The sequence below is a fragment of the Enterobacter sp. PTB genome, from assembly GCF_051130085.1.
In the GTDB taxonomy this organism is placed as follows: Bacteria; Pseudomonadota; Gammaproteobacteria; order Enterobacterales; family Enterobacteriaceae; genus Enterobacter; species Enterobacter ludwigii.
Genome location: NZ_JBDKEE010000004.1, coordinates 148,444 through 164,142, shown reverse-complemented (window position 1 = coordinate 164,142; position 15,699 = coordinate 148,444). Strand labels below are relative to the sequence as shown.

Annotated in this window: 17 protein-coding genes; 11 read left to right on the top strand and 6 right to left on the bottom strand. The window is 56.1% G+C overall.

The window, feature by feature from the left end:
* The first annotated feature begins 66 nt into the window (after positions 1-66).
* The 3 genes from malX to AAIR21_RS06735 are packed head-to-tail and all read left to right on the top strand — an operon-like array spanning position 67 to position 4,729.
* Positions 67-1,638 (top strand): maltose/glucose-specific PTS transporter subunit IIBC, encoded by a 1,572-nt coding sequence (gene malX / locus AAIR21_RS06745; protein WP_020883553.1) that lies wholly within the window; start codon positions 67-69, stop codon positions 1,636-1,638.
* A gap of 12 nt (positions 1,639-1,650) precedes the next feature.
* Positions 1,651-2,823 (top strand): MalY/PatB family protein, encoded by a 1,173-nt coding sequence (locus AAIR21_RS06740; RefSeq protein ID WP_183516734.1) that lies wholly within the window; start codon positions 1,651-1,653, stop codon positions 2,821-2,823.
* A gap of 16 nt (positions 2,824-2,839) precedes the next feature.
* A complete protein-coding gene (locus AAIR21_RS06735) occupies positions 2,840-4,729 on the top strand; it encodes an enterotoxin (protein ID WP_183516735.1) in 1,890 nt (629 codons plus the stop codon).
* 36 nt (positions 4,730-4,765) lie between these two features.
* Here AAIR21_RS06735 and rsmI read toward each other — a convergent pair whose 3' ends face one another.
* Positions 4,766-5,626 (bottom strand): 16S rRNA (cytidine(1402)-2'-O)-methyltransferase, encoded by an 861-nt coding sequence (rsmI, locus tag AAIR21_RS06730; RefSeq protein ID WP_014171761.1) that lies wholly within the window; start codon positions 5,624-5,626, stop codon positions 4,766-4,768.
* A gap of 62 nt (positions 5,627-5,688) precedes the next feature.
* Between rsmI and AAIR21_RS06725 the strand changes: the two genes are divergently transcribed.
* The 4 genes from AAIR21_RS06725 to dolP are packed head-to-tail and all read left to right on the top strand — an operon-like array spanning position 5,689 to position 9,383.
* Positions 5,689-7,833: a penicillin-binding protein activator gene (locus AAIR21_RS06725; RefSeq protein WP_183516736.1), complete on the top strand. Its 2,145-nt coding sequence runs from the start codon at positions 5,689-5,691 to the stop codon at positions 7,831-7,833.
* Positions 7,791-8,186, top strand: coding sequence for a YraN family protein (locus AAIR21_RS06720; protein ID WP_020883549.1), 396 nt, complete (start codon positions 7,791-7,793; stop codon positions 8,184-8,186). Before AAIR21_RS06725 ends, AAIR21_RS06720 begins: the two co-directional genes overlap by 43 nt.
* 21 nt (positions 8,187-8,207) lie before the next feature.
* Entirely contained in the window at positions 8,208-8,798 is a 591-nt protein-coding gene (diaA, locus tag AAIR21_RS06715) for a DnaA initiator-associating protein DiaA (RefSeq protein ID WP_003861754.1), read from the top strand.
* 9 nt (positions 8,799-8,807) lie between these two features.
* Positions 8,808-9,383: a division/outer membrane stress-associated lipid-binding lipoprotein gene (dolP, locus tag AAIR21_RS06710; RefSeq protein ID WP_014171764.1), complete on the top strand. Its 576-nt coding sequence runs from the start codon at positions 8,808-8,810 to the stop codon at positions 9,381-9,383.
* Between the two features lie 51 nt (positions 9,384-9,434).
* Here dolP and AAIR21_RS06705 read toward each other — a convergent pair whose 3' ends face one another.
* Both AAIR21_RS06705 and AAIR21_RS06700 read right to left on the bottom strand, forming a co-directional pair.
* Positions 9,435-10,472, bottom strand: a complete 1,038-nt coding sequence (locus AAIR21_RS06705; RefSeq protein ID WP_063156892.1) for a permease — start codon at positions 10,470-10,472, stop codon at positions 9,435-9,437.
* A gap of 40 nt (positions 10,473-10,512) precedes the next feature.
* Entirely contained in the window at positions 10,513-11,157 is a 645-nt protein-coding gene (locus tag AAIR21_RS06700; RefSeq protein ID WP_047355536.1) for an NAD(P)H-binding protein, read from the bottom strand.
* Positions 11,158-11,287: 130 nt separating this feature from the next.
* Here AAIR21_RS06700 and AAIR21_RS06695 point away from each other — a divergent pair, with 130 nt between their 5' ends.
* Positions 11,288-11,806, top strand: a complete 519-nt coding sequence (locus AAIR21_RS06695; RefSeq protein WP_183516737.1) for a type 1 glutamine amidotransferase domain-containing protein — start codon at positions 11,288-11,290, stop codon at positions 11,804-11,806.
* Here AAIR21_RS06695 and AAIR21_RS06690 read toward each other — a convergent pair.
* Positions 11,786-12,220 (bottom strand): YhbP family protein, encoded by a 435-nt coding sequence (locus AAIR21_RS06690; protein ID WP_044866070.1) that lies wholly within the window; start codon positions 12,218-12,220, stop codon positions 11,786-11,788. The genes AAIR21_RS06695 and AAIR21_RS06690 overlap by 21 nt on opposite strands.
* A 14-nt stretch (positions 12,221-12,234) precedes the next feature.
* Between AAIR21_RS06690 and AAIR21_RS06685 the strand changes: the two genes are divergently transcribed.
* Positions 12,235-12,564 carry a GIY-YIG nuclease family protein gene (locus tag AAIR21_RS06685; RefSeq protein ID WP_183516738.1) on the top strand — a complete coding sequence of 110 codons (330 nt, stop codon included), beginning with the start codon at positions 12,235-12,237 and terminating at the stop codon, positions 12,562-12,564.
* Here AAIR21_RS06685 and AAIR21_RS06680 read toward each other — a convergent pair.
* Positions 12,551-13,054, bottom strand: a complete 504-nt coding sequence (locus tag AAIR21_RS06680; protein WP_014171770.1) for a GNAT family N-acetyltransferase — start codon at positions 13,052-13,054, stop codon at positions 12,551-12,553. The genes AAIR21_RS06685 and AAIR21_RS06680 overlap by 14 nt on opposite strands.
* The gene (ubiT, locus tag AAIR21_RS06675; RefSeq protein ID WP_020883544.1) at positions 13,048-13,572 is read right to left on the bottom strand and encodes a ubiquinone anaerobic biosynthesis accessory factor UbiT; all 525 of its coding nucleotides are present in this window, start codon (positions 13,570-13,572) and stop codon (positions 13,048-13,050) included. Before ubiT ends, AAIR21_RS06680 begins: the two co-directional genes overlap by 7 nt.
* Before the next feature lie 211 nt (positions 13,573-13,783).
* On the opposite strand from ubiT, the gene ubiU reads away from it, so the two are divergent.
* Complete coding sequence (gene ubiU, locus AAIR21_RS06670; protein ID WP_020883543.1) at positions 13,784-14,779, top strand: ubiquinone anaerobic biosynthesis protein UbiU; 996 nt, start codon at positions 13,784-13,786, stop codon at positions 14,777-14,779.
* A 7-nt stretch (positions 14,780-14,786) separates the two neighbouring features.
* Positions 14,787-15,665 carry a U32 family peptidase gene (locus AAIR21_RS06665; protein WP_032680199.1) on the top strand — a complete coding sequence of 293 codons (879 nt, stop codon included), beginning with the start codon at positions 14,787-14,789 and terminating at the stop codon, positions 15,663-15,665.
* Positions 15,666-15,699: the final 34 nt, after the last annotated feature.

The following is a 15,699-nucleotide window of genomic DNA, read 5'->3' as shown; positions in this document are numbered from 1 at the left end:
ATGAAGGCGCGTCCTTAAGCCAGACAGCGCCTTCCATTACGATAAATAATTCCGAGGAGTCCCTACATGACACAGGAAAAGTCGTTTAAATCGAAAGCGTGGGAGTTTTTTCAGAGCCTGGGAAAGACCTTTATGTTCCCGGTCTCCCTTCTGGCCTTTATGGGGTTATTGCTAGGTATCGGTAGTTCTGTTACCAGCCCCTCCACCCTCAAAAGTTTCCCCTTTTTGGGCGGCGAATTAACTCAGCTCACCTTTGGCTTTATTGCCATGGTTGGCGGCTTCGCCTTTACCTATCTTCCCCTCATGTTTGCCATGGCGATCCCAATGGGGCTGGCCAGACGCAACAAAGCAGTAGGCGCTTTTGCCGGGTTTGTTGGCTATATGCTGATGAACATGAGCATCAATTATTACCTGATTGCGACCCACCAGCTTGCCGATGCCGCCTCCATGAGACAAGTCGGGCAATCGATGGTACTGGGCATTCAAACCCTGGAGATGGGTGTGCTGGGCGGTATCGTGGTTGGGGTCATTACCTTTTTCCTGCACGAACGATTTCAGGACACCGTTTTACACGACGCGTTCGCCTTCTTTAGCGGCATTCGTTTTGTGCCGATTATCACCGCCCTCACCCTCTCACTGGTGGGGCTGTTTATTCCCCTGCTGTGGGAATACGTTGCGCTGGGCATTACCGGGATTGGCCATATTATCCAGAGCACCAGCGTGTTCGGCCCGTTCCTCTACGGCGTGGGGGTACTACTGCTCAAACCCTTTGGCCTGCACCATATTTTGCTGGCGATGGTGCGCTTCACGCCCGCGGGCGGTATTGAAATGGTCAATGGTCATGAAGTCGCCGGGGCGCTGAACATTTTCTACGCCGAACTGAAAGCGGGTCTGCCGTTCAGCCCGCACGTTACCGCGTTCCTGTCGCAGGGCTTTATGCCGACCTTTATCTTCGGCTTACCGGCGGTGGCATACGCCATCTATCGCACGGCCCGCCCGGAAAACCGCCCGGTGATTAAAGGCCTGCTGCTCTCCGGCGTGCTGGTCTCCGTCGTCACCGGGATCTCCGAGCCTATTGAATTCCTGTTCCTGTTTATCGCTCCTGCCCTTTACGCCTTCCATATTGTGATGTCGGGCCTGGCCCTGATGGTCATGGCTCTGCTGGGGGTGACCATCGGCAACACCGACGGCGGCATTCTGGATCTGCTTATTTTCGGGGTCATGCAAGGGATGTCGACCAAATGGTATCTGGTATTCCCGGTAGGCATTGCCTGGTTTGCCCTCTACTTCTTCGTCTTCCGCTGGTACATCCTCAAACACGATATTAAAACGCCGGGCCGTGAAGTGGACACCCAGGGTGCACAGCAGGCCGTCGAGGCCAATACCCGGGCACGCGGAAAATCGAAATACGATCATGGGCTTATCCTGCGTGCGCTCGGCGGTAAAGAGAACATCGAGTCGCTTGATAATTGCATTACCCGGCTGCGTCTGGTGGTGAAAGACATGAGTCTGATCGACCAGCAGGCGTTAAAAGAGGCCGGTGCATTGTCGGTTGTGGTGCTGGATGCGCACAGCGTCCAGGTGATCATCGGCCCGCAGGTGCAAAGCGTAAAAACCGGCATTGAAGCCTTAATTTAACAGGGGGTTGTGGTGTTTAATTTTGACGAAATCATTGAGCGTAAAAGCGACCGGTGTCGAAAATGGGATCACGCCTTTGTCCGCTCGCGCTTTGGTGATGTGCCTGAAGGTTTTATCCCGCTGTGGATTGCCGATATGGATTTCACCTCCCCACCTGCCGTGACAGAAGGTTTCCAGCGCATCGTGGAGCATGGCACCTTCGGCTACACCTGGTGCTTTGACGAATTTTACGATGCGGTTATCGCCTTCCAGCGCGAACGACATCATGTTGACGTCGATGAATCGTGGATCACGCTGACGTACGGTACTGTCTCCACGCTGCATTATACGGTTCAGGCGTTTTGTAAACCTGGCGACACGGTGATGATGAACACACCGGTGTACGATCCGTTTGCCATGGCCGCCCAGCGTCAGGGGGTAGCAATACTGGCAAACCCACTGTGCGTGAGGGAAAATCGCTACCAGCTTGATTTTAATCTGGTGGAAGAACAGCTCAGAACGTACCGTCCAAAACTGTGGTTCTTCTGCTCGCCGCATAACCCTTCCGGCAGGATCTGGCACGCCGATGAGATACGCCAGGTGTCAGACCTCTGTCAACGCTACGGCACCCTTCTGATGGTTGATGAGGTCCACGCCGAACATATTCTGGACGGTCATTTCGTCAGCTGTCTGGCATCCGGCTGCGCGGCGCAGGACAATCTGATCCTGCTGACCTCCCCGAATAAAGCGTTCAACCTTGGCGGGCTGAAAACCTCCTACGCCATCATTCCGGATGCCACCCTGCGCCAGCGCTTTCGCCACCAGCTTGAGAAGAATGCCATCACCTCACCCAATATATTCGGGATATGGGGAATTATTCTTGCCTACCAGCATGGTTTGCCGTGGCTCGACGCGCTGAACGGCTATCTGCGCCGTAACGCTGGCTATCTGGCAGAGGCCATCCAGACCCACTTCCCGGCCTGGAAAATGATAAACCCGGAATCATCGTATCTGGCCTGGGTTGACGTCAGCGCAGATGAACGTAGCGCCACTGAATTGACCCGACATTTCGCCCATCAGGCTGGCGTCGTCCTCGAAGATGGCAGCCACTATGTCCAAAACGGCGAACACTACCTGCGCATTAATTTCGGCACCCAGCGCTACTGGCTGGAGCAGTCCATCACCCGAATGCTGAAGCATTACTAATAAGGATCTTACCCTGATGAAAAAAGTGCTCACACTCTCGATGCTTGCCTTGTGTGTTTCTCATGGCGCGGCGGCAGCGCAATATGCGCTCGATAATGACTCCATTGCCCTCTCGTTTGATGACGCCAGTTCAACGGTAGTAGTGAAAGACAAAACGGCTAACCATCCGCTTACGCCGCAGGAGCTGTTCTTTCTGACCCTGCCGGATGAGACCAAAATTCACACCGCAGATTTTACAATTAAGCATGTAGAAAAACAGGACAACGCGATTGTCATTGATTTCACCCGTCCGGATTTTAACGTGACGGTGAAGCTGAATCTGGTGAAGGGAAAATACGCCAGTATTGATTACACCATTGCGGCCGTCGGCCAGCCGCGAGAGGTGGCGAAAATCACCTTCTTCCCGACGAAAAAGCAGTCTCAGGCACCGTACGTTGATGGCGCCATCAACAGCTCGCCCATTATTGCTGATTCGTTCTTTATCCTGCCGGATAAGCCAATCGTTAATACGTATGCCTATGAAGCGACGACCAATCTGAACGTGGAGCTGAAAACGCCGGTTCAGCCTGACGCGCCGGTCAGCTTTACCACCTACTTTGGTACGTTCCCGGAAACCAGCCAGCTGCGCCGTAGCGTAAACCAGTTTATCGACGCCGTGCGTCCACGGGCGTACAAACCCTATCTGCACTATAACAGCTGGATGGATATCGGCTTCTTTAACCCCTACACCGAACAGGATGTGCTGGGGCGGATGGATGAGTGGAATAAAGAATTTATCACCGGACGCGGCGTGGCGCTGGATGCATTCCTGCTGGACGATGGCTGGGACGATCGTACCGGACGCTGGCTGTTTGGCCCGGCCTTCAGCCACGGCTTTGGTAAGGTCAGGGAAAAAGCGGACAGTCTGCACAGTTCCGTCGGGCTGTGGCTCTCACCGTGGGGAGGTTATAATAAGCCGCGCGATATTCGCGTCTCCCACGCCAAAGAGTACGGCTTCGAAACGGTAGACGGGAAGCTGGCTCTCTCGGGCCCGCGCTACTTCAAAAACTTCAATGAGCAGATCATCAAGCTGATTAAAAACGAACATATCACCTCGTTTAAGCTCGACGGGATGGGCAACGCCAACTCGCATATTACTGGCAGCCAGTTCGCGTCCGATTTTGATGCGTCTATCGCCCTGCTGCATAACATGCGCAGCGCAAACCCCAATCTGTTTATCAACTTGACAACCGGTACCGACGCCAGCCCGTCCTGGCTGTTCTATGCCGACTCCATCTGGCGTCAGGGAGATGACATCAACCTTTACGGCCCCGGCACGCCGGTACAGCAGTGGATGACCTACCGCGATGCTGAAACATACCGCTCTATTGTGCGTAAAGGCCCACTGTTCCCGCTGAACTCGCTGATGTACCACGGGATAGTTAGCGCGGAAAATGCCTATTACGGACTGGAGAAGGTGCAAACGGACAGCGATTTTGCCGATCAGGTCTGGAGCTACTTCGCCACAGGGACGCAACTGCAGGAGTTATATATCACGCCATCAATGCTGAATAAGGCGAAATGGGACACCCTGGCGCAGGCAGCAAAATGGGCGCGAAATAACGCCAGCGTGCTGGTGGATACGCATTGGATCGGTGGCGACCCGACGGCGCTTGAGGTTTACGGCTGGGCCTCCTGGAGCAAAGACAAAGCCATTCTGGGCTTGCGAAACCCGTCAGATAAGCCGCAAACCTATTATCTGGATTTGGCAAAAGACTTTGAAATCCCGACAGGGGGCATGGCGCAGTTCAGTCTGAACGCCGTGTACGGCAGTAACACAAGCGTACCAGGAGAGTATCAAAAGGCCGTGGTGATTACGCTGCAGCCGCTGGAAACGCTGGTGTACGAGGCCATTCCTGCGAAGTAAAATAAACTGGCCCGGCGTGATTGCCGGGCCGATATATTACCCCTGCTGCTCCAGCGCATACTTATACAGTGCGTTTTTCTTCACGCCGTGGATCTCTGCCGCCAGCGCAGCCGCTTTCTTGAGCGGCAGTTCAGCCTGCAGCAGCGCAAGTGTACGAAGCGCATCGGCAGGTAATGCGTCCTCCTGCGCCTTATGTCCTTCGACAATCAGCACCATCTCGCCCTTGCGGCGGTTTTCGTCTTCCTTCACCCACGCCAGCAGTTCTCCTACCGGTGCGCCGTGAATAGTTTCCCAGGTTTTGGTCAGCTCGCGTGCCAGCACCACGTAGCGGGCTTCCCCCCAGACGGTCACCATATCTTCCAGGCTTTCCAGCAGGCGATGCGTAGATTCGTAGAAAATCAGGGTGCGCGGTTCAGCTTCCAGCGCTTTTAACACGTCGCGTCGGCCTTTGGATTTGGCAGGCAGGAAACCTTCATAGCAGAAGCGGTCGGAAGGCAGACCCGCAGCGCTCAGCGCCGCGATAGCCGCACATGGGCCAGGCAGCGGCACCACGCGGATCCCGGCTTCACGGCAGGTACGCACCAGATGGTAGCCGGGATCGTTAATCAGCGGCGTACCCGCATCGGAGACCAGGGCAATGTTCTGCCCTTCTTTCAGCTTCGCCACCAGCGTTTCGGCTTTTTGTTGCTCATTGTGATCGTGTAACGCGAACAAACGCGCGCTAATGGCGAAGTGCTGGAGCAGTAAGCCTGTGTGTCGGGTATCTTCAGCGGCAATTAAATCAACAGCCTGCAATACGGTAAGCGCACGTTGGGTAATATCAGATAAATTCCCGATAGGAGTAGGTACAATATAGAGCTGGCCTTGAGAATTATCTGCCGTTTCGTGTTGTTTCATTGTTTCGTCCGTATTGCCGATTTAATATTGAGCATTGCGTAAAAAAAATCACTGGATACAGTATGGTACCGTTAACGTTTCTTCGAAAAAAAGCCACGCGCAGCGTGCCGCTCCTGCTGGCAGCCCTGATCTTTGCAGGCTGTGGCACCCAGGCACCCGACCAGAGCACCGCCCATTTGCAGGGTTCTGCTCAGGCTGACTCTGGCTTTTATCTGCAACAAATGTCGCAGAGTTCAAATGATACCAAGACCAACTGGCAATTACTCGCCATTCGTGCACTGCTGAAAGAGGGGAAAACCCAGCAGGCTGCCGAATTGTTCAACCAGTTGCCAAAAGATCTGAATGATGTTCAGCGTCGTGAGCAGAGCCTGCTCTCTGCCGAGCTGAAAGTCGCGCTGAAAGATTACGATGCCGCGAAAAAGATCCTCGGGGATATCGACGTGAGCGCGCTGGACAAAAATCAGCAGGCTCGCTTCTGGCAGGCGGGCATTACCGCTGAACAGGGCCGCCCTTCCCTGACGCTGCTCCGTGCGCTGATCGCCCAGGAGCCTCTGCTCGGCGGGGCTGATAAGCAGAAAAATATCGATGCCACGTGGCAGGCGCTGGCCTCTATGACGCAGGAGCAGGCGCGTGCACTGGTGATCAATGCAGATGAAAACGTCCTGCAGGGCTGGCTGGATCTGCAGCAGATGTGGTTTAACAACCGCAACGATCCGAAGATGCTGAAAGCCGGTATCACTGACTGGCAGACCCGCTACCCGCAGAATCCGGGCGCGAAAATGCTGCCGACGCAGCTGGTAAACGTGCAGAACTTTAAGCCGGCCTCGACCAGCAAGATTGCACTCCTTCTGCCCTTAAACGGTCAGGCGGCGGTATTCGGTCGCACTATTCAGCAGGGTTTTGAAGCCGCGAAAAACGGCACGACGCCAGTGACGGGCAGCGCAGTACCGACCCAGGCAGCACAGGCGGCAAACGTGAACGACGTGGTCAGCCCTTCCGCCGCTGAAACCAGTGACCTGACCACCGCGCAGACGCCGGCACAGGGAACGATGCAGAACCCGGTAACGGCCCCTACGACGGCAACGCCAGCGCCGGCTGAAACTCAAGCAGCTCCGGCGACTGACGCCGCGTCTGAACAACCTCAACCGCAGAACGTTCAGCCTGCACAGCCCGCAGAACAAACGGCACAACCTGTCGCGCAAACACCGCCGGTGGCCACCACCAGCGCGAACCCGGGTGCTGAGCTGAAAATCTACGACACCAGTTCGAAGCCGCTTGACCAGGTACTGGCGCAGGTTCAACAGGATGGTGCGAGCATCGTTGTCGGCCCGCTGCTGAAAAACAATGTCGAAGAGTTGATGAAGAGCAATACCACGCTGAACGTGCTGGCACTCAACCAGCCAGAGCAGGTTCAGAACCGTGCCAATATTTGCTACTTCGCGCTGTCGCCGGAAGATGAAGCCCGCGATGCGGCGCGTCATATTCACGAGCAGGGTAAACAGGCTCCGCTGTTGCTCATCCCACGCAGTACGCTGGGGGATCGCGTTGCTAATGCTTTTGCCGATGAGTGGCAGAAGTTGGGCGGCGGCATTGTGCTGCAGCAGAAATTCGGCTCCGCGTCTGAACTGCGCGCGGGCGTCAATGGCGGAGCGGGCATTGCCCTCAACGGCAGCCCGGTCAGCGCAAGCCTGCCGCAGCAGCAGAGTGTGACCATTGGCGGTCTGTCGATCCCTGCGCCACCTACCGACGCGCAGATCAGCGGTGGCGGTAAAGTGGATGCAGCGTATATCGTTGCCACCCCGCAGGAAATCGCCTTCATCAAACCGATGATTGCAATGCGTAACGGTAGCCAGAGCGGCGCAACGCTGTACGCCAGTTCACGCAGCGCGCAAGGTACCGCCGGCCCGGATTTCCGTCTGGAGATGGACGGCCTGCAGTACAGCGAGATTCCCATGCTCGCAGGCAGCAACCCGGCACTGATGCAGCAGGCGCTGAGCACCGTCCGCAACGACTACTCTCTGGCACGTCTGTATGCCATGGGTGTCGATGCCTGGGCGCTGGCGAACCACTTTACCCAGATGCGTCAGGTGCCGGGCTTTGAGCTTAACGGCAATACCGGCGATCTGACGGCCACTCAGGATTGTGTGATTAACAGGAAGTTATCATGGCTCAAATACCAGCAGGGGCAAATCGTCCCGGCCAGTTAAGCCGTAAAGAGACCGGTGACGCGTGGGAATTAAAAGCGCGTCGCTGGCTTGAAGGCAAAGGACTGCACTTTATCGCCGCTAACGTTCGCGGACGTGGCGGCGAAATCGACCTCATCATGAAAGACGGTGAGGTCATCGTGTTTGTAGAAGTTCGCTACCGACAGTCTTCCCGTTTTGGCGGCGCTGCCGCCAGCGTGACGTTCGCCAAACAACATAAATTATTACAGACTGCCCACTTGTGGCTTGCCCGCCATAATGGGAGTTTTGATACTGTGGATTGCCGGTTCGATGTGGTAGCCTTCACCGGCAATGCGATCGAATGGCTGAAAAACGCTTTTGGCGAAGACGCATAATTAAGATTTAAAAGGGATAACGTGCTCGAAAGAATTAAAGTGTGCTTCACTGAAAGCATCCAGACTCAGATTGCAGCGGCGGAAGCCCTTCCGGACGCTATCTCTCGTGCCGCCATGACGCTGGTGCAATCCCTGCTCAACGGCAACAAAATCCTCTGTTGTGGCAATGGCACTTCAGCCGCCAACGCACAGCATTTTGCTGCCAGCATGATCAATCGTTTTGAAACAGAACGACCGAGTTTACCCGCCATTGCACTTAATACCGATAATGTGGTCTTAACAGCGATTGCTAACGATCGTCTGCATGATGAGATTTACGCAAAGCAGGTGCGAGCCCTGGGTCATGCCGGAGATGTTCTGCTGGCAATCTCCACGCGCGGCAACAGCCGGGACATTGTCAAAGCCGTTGAAGCCGCCGTCACCCGCGACATGACTATCGTTGCCTTAACAGGCTATGACGGTGGTGAGCTGGCGGGTTTGCTTGGGCCGCAGGATGTGGAAATCCGCATTCCCTCTCACCGTAGCGCGCGCATTCAGGAGATGCATATGCTTACGGTGAACTGCTTATGCGATTTGATCGATAACACGCTTTTCCCTCACCAGGATGATTAAGGAGTTCTTATGAAGGCTTTATCGACCCTCGCAGTCCTTATGTCTGCATTACTGCTTCAGGGATGTATCGCTGCGGCTGTCGTGGGTACCGCCGCGGTTGGTACTAAAGCGGCAACCGACCCGCGTTCCGTAGGGACACAGGTCGATGACGGTACGCTGGAGCTGCGCGTCAACAGTGCGCTGTCGAAAGACGAACAAATCAAGAAAGAAGCGCGTATCAACGTCACGGCCTATCAGGGCAAAGTGTTGCTGACGGGCCAGTCGCCGAATACCGAACTCTCCAGCCGCGCAAAACAGATCGCAATGGGCGTTGAGGGCACCACGGAAGTCTTCAATGAAATCCGTCAGGGGCAGCCAATCAGCTTGGGTACCGCGTCGTCTGATACCTGGATCACCACCAAAGTACGCTCCCAGCTGCTGGGCTCGGACCAGGTGAAATCCTCAAACGTGAAAGTGACAACGGAAAACGGCGAAGTGTTCCTGCTGGGTCTGGTCACCGACCGTGAAGGGAAAGCGGCGGCCGATATCGCCAGCCGGGTGAGCGGCGTGAAACACGTCACCACCGCCTTCACCTACATCAAGTAACCAGAACGTCTGACAGAAAGCCCGGTAAGCGGTAACGCTACCGGGCTTTTTTTATACCAGTGCAATACTTCCTACTATCACCCCGCTCAGCGCCACCAGCCCCGCGGTCAGCCACAGCGCTTTCGCCGGGAATGACTTACGCAACATGACAAGCGACGGCAGGCTGATTGCAGGCAGGGTAATCAGCAGCGCCAGTGCAGGCGCGGTGCCCATCCCGGCCAGCATCATGGTCTGAACAATGGGAATTTCAGCGGCCGTTGGGATCACGAACAGGCAACCGGCAACGGCCATTGCAACGACCCACAGCAGCGTGTTGTCGATAGCCCCGTCCGCATGCGGGAACAGCCAGACGCGCGCCGCGCCCAGCACCAGAACCGCCAGGATATAGACCGGGATGGTGCTCCAGAAAAGTTGCCACAGCGCCCTGCCCCAGCGCGCGAAGAAGCCGCCCTGCGGTTCGCTGATATCCACGTCAACTGACGCAGGCGCTACGGTTTTGTCTTTCACCAGATGTTGCACCAGGGTCGCCACGACCAGCACCGTCAGCAGCCCGGCCACCAGACGAATAAAGGCGAAATGCCAGCCCAGCACAAAGCCCATAAACACCAGCGTCGCCGGGTTTAACAACGGGTTCCCCATCCAGAAAGCAAGCGCACCGCCCATCGAGACGCGCTGACGACGCATCCCGGCGGCCACAGGCGCCGCACAGCACGAGCACATCATGCCCGGCAGGGAGAAAATCGTCCCCAGCAGCGTACCCTGAAAGCGGGGCTGACCGAGGGTTTTCACCAGCCAGTGACGCGGGATAAGCACCTGAATCAGCGAGCCCAGCAGGACGCCCAGTACCGCGGCTTTCCAGACGGCAAGGAAATAGACCATGGCGTAATCCCACGCCGCCTGAAGCGGGCTGGAATCAGCCTGAGCGAGAATAGATTTTCCGATACTGTGCGTTTCGGCGGCCGTGAAGGCTTTACCGTAGTACGGCTGCCATTTCACATACCAGAGGCCGATGATGACCACGAGAAAGAAGAGCGCGGGCTTCCACCATTGAACAGGTGAAGCCGCCTGAGATGAAGACTGACCAGTCATAGCATTCCCCGGAGAGTAGTAGGTTATTAGCCGGGGGAGTTTACGCCTCGCCCTGTGCGATTTCACGCAGTTTTGCCGACGGGATGATATTCACGCCCTCCTTCGATGGCGAGAGCCCTTCTTTTAGCATCGCACGCGCCACGTCCGCTGCCTCAATGGATTTCCAGTTACCCGGCAGGATGCGGAACAGAGGCGCGAAAAACGATTCGTTAAAACGGCGTTCATCCCGATGCCCGAGCAGCATGGAGGGGCGAACAATGGTCAGTTGCTCCCACTTCTGGGCAATCAGCGCCTCTTCCATTTTGCCCTTCACCTTGTTGTAGAAAAAAGGTGACCCGGCATTGGCACCGAGCGAACTGATCACCACAAAATGTGTTGCCCCCAGCTTTTTAGCCGTCAGCGCCGTATCGACCACCAGCGTGTAGTCCGCATGCACAAACGCCTCTTTACTGCCCGCTTCACGCAGCGTTGTACCGAGGCAGCAAAAGGCGATATCAACAGGATCCTGTACCTGCGCCAGTGCATCGGTAAGCTGCGGGTCGTGGGGGTTAAAGACGCCGGAGATATCCGCGAGAGGCCGACGCGTCGGGGCGGCAATATAGTTAACCCGGTGCTCCTGAAGCAGCAGCCGCAGCAGATGTCCGCCCACCAGCCCGGTCGCGCCGGTAATCAGTACCTGACTCATCTCATCTCCCCTTTACAGAATTGTCCGTTTGCGAACTCAGCGTCGTCGACCACACTTAGAAGTCTGTTACAGGTAAGTATTTACCACAAGCGGAGAAAAATCTGTCTGAAGCCAAAACAACGGAGGAAGCATGGGCAAGAAAATCGCAGTCTTGATCACCGACGAGTTTGAAGATTCAGAATTCACCTCGCCAGCCGAGGCATTTCGCAAGGCAGGACATGAGGTCATCACCATTGAGAAAGAGGCGGGTAAAACGGTGAAAGGCCATAAGGGCGAAGCCAGCGTGACCATCGATGAAACCATCGATAACGTCAGCCCGTCAGATTTCGATGCCCTGCTGTTACCCGGCGGTCATTCACCGGATTCCCTGCGTGGGGATGAACGGTTCGTGACCTTCACGCGAGACTTTGTCTCGACGGGCAAACCGGTCTTTGCCATCTGCCACGGTCCGCAGCTGCTCATCAGCGCAGATGTCGTGCGCGGGCGTAAACTCACGGCCGTGAAACCGATCGTTATCGATCTGAAAAATGCGGGGGCTGAGTTTTACGATCAGGAAGTTGTGAACGACACAGATCAGCTGATCACCAGCAGGACCCCGGACGATCTGCCCGCGTTTAACCGTGAAGCGCTACGCCTGCTCGGCGCGTAGCCAGTGAAGCTTTGTGCCAAAGCCCAGGGTGTTGTCGGTAAATTTCAGCTCATCAAGGCGGATTTCCCACACCGGAGCTTTTAGCGCAATGGCAACCGGAAAGCGGCGCGTGTAGCGTTTTCGCTGCGCGTCGCTCTCTTCTCCGTCCAGGCGGCGGATCTCCCCTTTAAATTGCAGGCCACGAATCAGCGCGACCGTTTTAGGCTGGCCGTTCACCGTGCCCGCCACCTTCGCCTGCGAACCCGACATTTGCGCATGACGGGTTTTATCCTCGCTCAGGACATAAAAGGCGACGCGCTCGGGATCGTAGTAATAAAACGCGTTTGCACACCACATTTCACCTTCGTCATACACGCACCAGGTGACGACATGCTGTTTTGCCAGCCAGCGGTTAATGGTGGTCAGAGTTTCCATTTTCGCTCTCTCTCATGCTAAGGTGCGTTCACCTTAACATACTGAATCTGTATACCGTGTGCTGGTTTCTCTATCTTGTTCGTACCGCCGATAACGCCCTGTACACCGGGATCACTACCGATGTGGCGCGGCGTTTTCTGCAACATCAAACGGGGAAAGGTGCCAAAGCGCTGCGGGGGAAAGGGGAATTACAGCTCGCCTTTTCAGCGCCCGTTGGCGACAGATCGCTGGCGCTCAGAATGGAATACCGCATTAAGCAGCTGACGAAGCGTCAGAAAGAGCGCCTCGTCACCGGAGACGGCTCCTTTGAGGCGCTTCGCGACAGCCTGATTAAAAGCGATTGAAATGGTCGTGGTACTCAACCAGACCGTTCACGCCGTTAAACGCGTCATCCGCCAGACGATGCACCTGGAAGGCGGATTCCGTTCCCGGCCAGCGGCAGCGGAGATCGTAATGCGCTGCCGGTTCGAAGCCTAAACGGCCATAGAACGTAGCATCCCCCAACGTCACCACGGCGGCATAGCCAAATTCGTTGAGCGAGTCCAGCCCTTCGTAAACCAGCTGGCGCGCCAGCCCCTGGCCGCGGTAGTGCTCATCAACCGCCAGCGGTGCCATTCCTACCCACTGTAGCTCTTCGCCCTGAACGGTAACCGGGCTGAAGGCAACATAGCCCACCACCTGACCTTCGTCATCGGTGGCAACCAGCCCCAGCGTAATCAGGCCGTCTTCGCGGAGATCGTGGACCAGTTGCGCTTCGTCATCCCGCGCAAAAGAGCGGCGTAACAACGCATCTATACCCGGTGCATCAATCCCAATTTCGACTCGAATCAGCATGGCTCACCTACTGAAGTGTGTTTACTTTCCGGCGGGGTTTTCAGCCCCGCCTCAACGAAATCTGCCATTTGCATCAACATCACACGCAGCGCTTTCGGCATCTGCTCCAGCTCAATGGCATCCATTAAATTCTTCACGTACAGACCAAGTTCCGTATCGCCTTCGATAACCAGGCGGCGCTGGAAGAAGAGTGTGTCCGGATCCTGCTTACGCGCGGCGATCATCAGCAGATCGCTGGCGCTGGCGCTAAAGCTCACATCCGCGTCGGCGGACTCACGGACGATCAGTTGGTCATTCTCAACAGAGGTAAACCAGCGCAGCCCGATATCGTGGACGTCAATGCTTAACCAGCGCCCTTCCAGGAACGCCAGCTCACCGTCCTGCAGTGCCTGGCGGAATTGCCAGCTCAGCACCTGCTCCAGCACCTGGCGTTTAAGCGCGAACGGGGCCAGTTTTACCGGCACGCTCAGCATTGATGGACCAAATTGTACGAGACGTGAACGCAGTTTATCCAGCACGAGCTTTACTCCCTGATAGCTATAGTCCTGCTATTTTGCCATATCCGAAGCACAACATAGCGGCGTAAATCAACAAACTGTCGTCAGGTGTACCTCATTATTGGTGCCATCAATACGCCATTAGCTGCCTTAAATCAAAAATTGTCGCGTATGGGTTAATTAAAATCCCAGCTCGTTAACAAATTTGCGATCGACTACATCAGGATAAATTATGGAGCTGCTCTGCCCAGCCGGAAATCTTCCGGCGCTTAAGGCGGCCATCGAAAATGGGGCCGATGCGGTCTATATCGGGCTGAAAGATGATACCAACGCCCGCCATTTTGCTGGCCTCAACTTTACGGAGAAAAAGCTTCAGGAAGCCGTTACCTTCGTCCACCAGCACCGCCGCAAACTGCATATCGCCATCAATACCTTCGCCCATCCTGATGGCTACGCCCGCTGGCAACGCGCGGTGGATATGGCAGCACAGCTGGGCGCCGATGCGCTGATCCTCGCCGACCTCGCTATGCTTGAGTATGCGGCAGAACGCTATCCCCATATTGAGCGTCACGTCTCCGTTCAGGCATCTGCCACTAACGAAGAGGCGGTGCGTTTTTATCATCGTCACTTTGATGTTGCCCGCGTGGTGCTGCCACGCGTGCTCTCTATTCATCAGGTTAAGCAACTCGCGCGCGTCACGCCAGTACCACTGGAAGTTTTTGCCTTTGGCAGCCTGTGTATCATGGCCGAAGGCCGTTGCTATCTCTCTTCCTATTTAACCGGCGAATCCCCCAATACCGTTGGGGCCTGCTCGCCCGCCCGCTTTGTTCGCTGGCAACAAACGCCGCAGGGGCTGGAATCGCGCCTGAACGACGTGCTGATTGACCGCTATCAGGATGGCGAAAATGCCGGTTACCCGACGCTGTGCAAAGGCCGCTATCTGGTAGACGGCGAGCGTTACCACGCGCTGGAAGAGCCAACCAGCCTTAATACGCTGGAACTGCTGCCAGAACTGCTGGCCGCCAATATCGCCTCGGTGAAAATTGAGGGCCGCCAGCGCAGCCCGGCGTACGTAAGCCAGGTGGCGAAAGTCTGGCGCCAGGCTATCGATCGCTGCATGGCAGACCCGCAGAACTACGCACCGCAACCGGCGTGGATGGAGACACTCGGTGCGATGTCCGAGGGTACACAAACCACGCTTGGCGCGTATCACCGTAAATGGCAGTGAGATAATCATGAAATATTCATTAGGGCCGGTGCTCTACTACTGGCCAAAAGAGACGCTGGAAGATTTTTACCACCAGGCCGCGACCAGCAGCGCAGATGTGATTTACCTCGGTGAAGCGGTATGCAGCAAGCGCCGCGCCACCAAAGTGGGCGACTGGCTGGATATGGCGAAAAGCCTCGCCGGAAGCGGTAAACAGGTGGTGCTCTCAACGCTCGCCCTCGTCCAGGCCTCCTCCGAACTGGGTGAACTCAAACGCTACGTAGAGAACGGTGAATTCCTGCTGGAAGCCAGTGATCTGGGCGTAGTGAACATGTGCGCCGAACGCAGGCTGCCGTTTGTCGCAGGCCATGCGCTGAACTGCTATAACGCCGTGACGCTGCGCCTGCTGCTTAAACAGGGGATGACGCGCTGGTGCATGCCGGTCGAACTCTCGCGCGACTGGCTGGCTAACCTGCTCAACCAGTGCGAAACGCTGGGCATTCGCAATCAGTTTGAGGTGGAAGTACTGAGCTATGGTCATCTGCCGCTGGCCTATTCTGCCCGCTGCTTCACCGCCCGCTCTGAAGACCGTCCGAAAGACGAGTGTGAAACCTGCTGCATCAAGTACCCGAACGGGCGCAGCATGCTGTCGCAGGAAAATCAGCAGGTGTTCGTCCTGAACGGTATCCAGACCATGAGCGGCTATGTGTATAACCTCGGCAATGAACTGGCGTCGATGAACGGTCTGGTCGACATGGTGCGCCTGTCACCGATGGATACGGGCGTATTCGCCATGCTGGATGCCTTCCGCGCCAATGAAAACGGTGATGCTCCGCTGCCGTTAACCGCTAACAGCGACTGTAACGGCTACTGGAAACGCCTCCCCGGGCTGGTGCTACAGGGCTGAAGAAGAAATGTAAAAGCTCACTTTGTTAACAACG

Excerpts from the sequence above, each read along its gene's own strand:
- AAIR21_RS06665 (WP_032680199.1), top strand. The coding sequence starts at position 14,787 with ATGAAATATTCATTAGGGCCGGTGCTCTACTACTGGCCAAAAGAGACG.
- AAIR21_RS06695 (WP_183516737.1), top strand. The coding sequence starts at position 11,288 with ATGGGCAAGAAAATCGCAGTCTTGATCACCGACGAGTTTGAAGATTCA.
- malX (WP_020883553.1), top strand. The coding sequence starts at position 67 with ATGACACAGGAAAAGTCGTTTAAATCGAAAGCGTGGGAGTTTTTTCAG.
- AAIR21_RS06700 (WP_047355536.1), bottom strand. The coding sequence starts at position 11,157 with ATGAGTCAGGTACTGATTACCGGCGCGACCGGGCTGGTGGGCGGACAT.
- AAIR21_RS06680 (WP_014171770.1), bottom strand. The coding sequence starts at position 13,054 with ATGCTGATTCGAGTCGAAATTGGGATTGATGCACCGGGTATAGATGCG.
- AAIR21_RS06720 (WP_020883549.1), top strand. The coding sequence starts at position 7,791 with ATGGCTCAAATACCAGCAGGGGCAAATCGTCCCGGCCAGTTAAGCCGT.
- rsmI (WP_014171761.1), bottom strand. The coding sequence starts at position 5,626 with ATGAAACAACACGAAACGGCAGATAATTCTCAAGGCCAGCTCTATATT.
- AAIR21_RS06705 (WP_063156892.1), bottom strand. The coding sequence starts at position 10,472 with ATGACTGGTCAGTCTTCATCTCAGGCGGCTTCACCTGTTCAATGGTGG.
- AAIR21_RS06690 (WP_044866070.1), bottom strand. The coding sequence starts at position 12,220 with ATGGAAACTCTGACCACCATTAACCGCTGGCTGGCAAAACAGCATGTC.
- AAIR21_RS06685 (WP_183516738.1), top strand. The coding sequence starts at position 12,235 with ATGCTAAGGTGCGTTCACCTTAACATACTGAATCTGTATACCGTGTGC.
- AAIR21_RS06725 (WP_183516736.1), top strand. The coding sequence starts at position 5,689 with ATGGTACCGTTAACGTTTCTTCGAAAAAAAGCCACGCGCAGCGTGCCG.
- ubiU (WP_020883543.1), top strand. The coding sequence starts at position 13,784 with ATGGAGCTGCTCTGCCCAGCCGGAAATCTTCCGGCGCTTAAGGCGGCC.
- dolP (WP_014171764.1), top strand. The coding sequence starts at position 8,808 with ATGAAGGCTTTATCGACCCTCGCAGTCCTTATGTCTGCATTACTGCTT.
- AAIR21_RS06735 (WP_183516735.1), top strand. The coding sequence starts at position 2,840 with ATGAAAAAAGTGCTCACACTCTCGATGCTTGCCTTGTGTGTTTCTCAT.